1 protein-coding gene is annotated in these 1,636 nt (G+C 56.3%); it reads left to right on the top strand.

Annotated features, from left to right (window positions below; all coding sequences use genetic code 11):
* Positions 1 to 66: 66 nt before the first annotated feature.
* Positions 67 to 1,512, top strand: coding sequence for an IS1182 family transposase (locus LDO54_RS01830; protein ID WP_224005329.1), 1,446 nt, complete (start codon positions 67 to 69; stop codon positions 1,510 to 1,512).
* The last annotated feature ends 124 nt before the right edge of the window (positions 1,513 to 1,636 follow it).

Here is a 1,636-nt window from a genome sequence, read left to right as displayed (position 1 = left end):
GGCCGAGGCCGTGTGAAAACGCATGGATCGCCTAAACTGAATCAACGCATGGTTACGGGGTGATTCATGAAGCGATTCGTTGAAGGCGATGACCGCAAGCAGGTCGCACTACTTCCCGAATGCGTCGATGACTACATTGGGCAGGACAATCCGGTCCGGGTCATAGATGCCTTCGTGGATGAACTAGACCTTGCGGAACTTGGTTTCAACGGTACCACGCCTGCAGCCACGGGGCGCCCGTCCTACCACCCGGGCGTGATGCTCAAGATCTACGTCTATGGATATCTAAACAGGGTGCCTTCGAGCAGGCGTCTCGAGCGCGAATGCCAGCGCAACGTCGAGCTAATGTGGTTGACGGGGCGTCTGACACCGGACTTCAAGACGATCGCCGACTTTCGCCGCGACAACGGCCCGGCCATTCGCAATGCATGCCGTCGTTTCGTCGAACTGTGTCGCGGATTGAAGCTGCTATGCAGCGACATGGTGGCAATTGACGGCAGCAAGTTCAAGGCTGTGAACAGCCGTGACAGAAACTACACGGAAGGCAAGATCGACAAGCGTCAGCAGCAGATCGAGGAAAGCGTTCAGCGATATCTCGACATGATTGAGACGGCAGACCGGATCAGTCCGACGGGTTTCGATGCGAGGACCGAGCGACTGTACGAGAAGATCGCGATCTTGCGTGAACAGATGCGTGAGCTCAAGCGGATAAAAAAGCAACTGAAGAAACAACCGGACAGACAGTTGTCGCTTACTGACCCGGATTCCCGTTCCATGACCAGTGGTGGAAAAAGAACCGGAACGGTAGGCTACAACGTTCAGGTCGCAGTAGATACAAAGCATCATCTGATTGTCGAACACGACGTAACGAATGTCGGGGGTGACCACGGACAACTCGGCAGGATCGCTGCGTCGGCGAAGAAAGCGATGGGCAAGTCCAAACTGAAGGTACTGGCTGACCGGGGCTACTTCAGCGGTCCGGATATCCGCACATGCGAGCTGGCCGGGATCACGGCGTATGTCCCGAAACCACTCACTTCAGCGTCAAGGAAGAAAGGACTCTTTACCAAGCGCGACTTTGTCTACGTTCCAGGGAAGGACGAATATCGATGCCCCGCCGGTGAGCACGCTATCCGTCGATTCACGACCGTGGAACACGGAATGACGCTGCAGGTGTACTGGCCCAGCGCCTGCCCGCGTTGCCCGCTCAAGGAACGATGTTCTCCCAGCGACTACCGCCGTATTCGACGATGGGAGCACGAACATATACTTGATGCCATGCAGCGTCGACTAGACCGCAAGCCTGACGCAATGACCATCCGCAGAAGCACCGTTGAGCACGTCTTCGGCACGCTGAAGCACTGGATGGGGGCCACACACTTCCTGACCAGGACGCTCGGACGGGTGAGTACCGAAATGAGTCTTCAAGTGTTGGCCTACAACCTGAAGCGCGTCATAAAGATACTTGGGGCTGGCAGGGCAATAAATGCGATGAAGTTGGTCGGAACGTAAGGCCCTGAGGGGCTTTTTACGCTCGATATCCTACGTTAAGTCCGGCCGGGGTTCTAAAGCTTGATTGGTCGGGCTGGCGAGTTCGACTCCGGTGCAAAGAAACAGTTTCCACACGGCCTCGGCC

It is taken from the genome of Paraburkholderia tropica (assembly GCF_914484835.1).
GTDB classification, from domain to species: Bacteria; Pseudomonadota; Gammaproteobacteria; order Burkholderiales; family Burkholderiaceae; genus Paraburkholderia; species Paraburkholderia tropica_A.
The sequence above is the reverse complement of the archived record's forward strand: the minus strand, read 5'-3'. Positions and strand labels throughout refer to the sequence as shown.

Bases quoted from the DNA above. Each gene is read 5' to 3' on its own strand.
- LDO54_RS01830 (WP_224005329.1), top strand. From the start codon at position 67: ATGAAGCGATTCGTTGAAGGCGATGACCGCAAGCAGGTCGCACTACTT.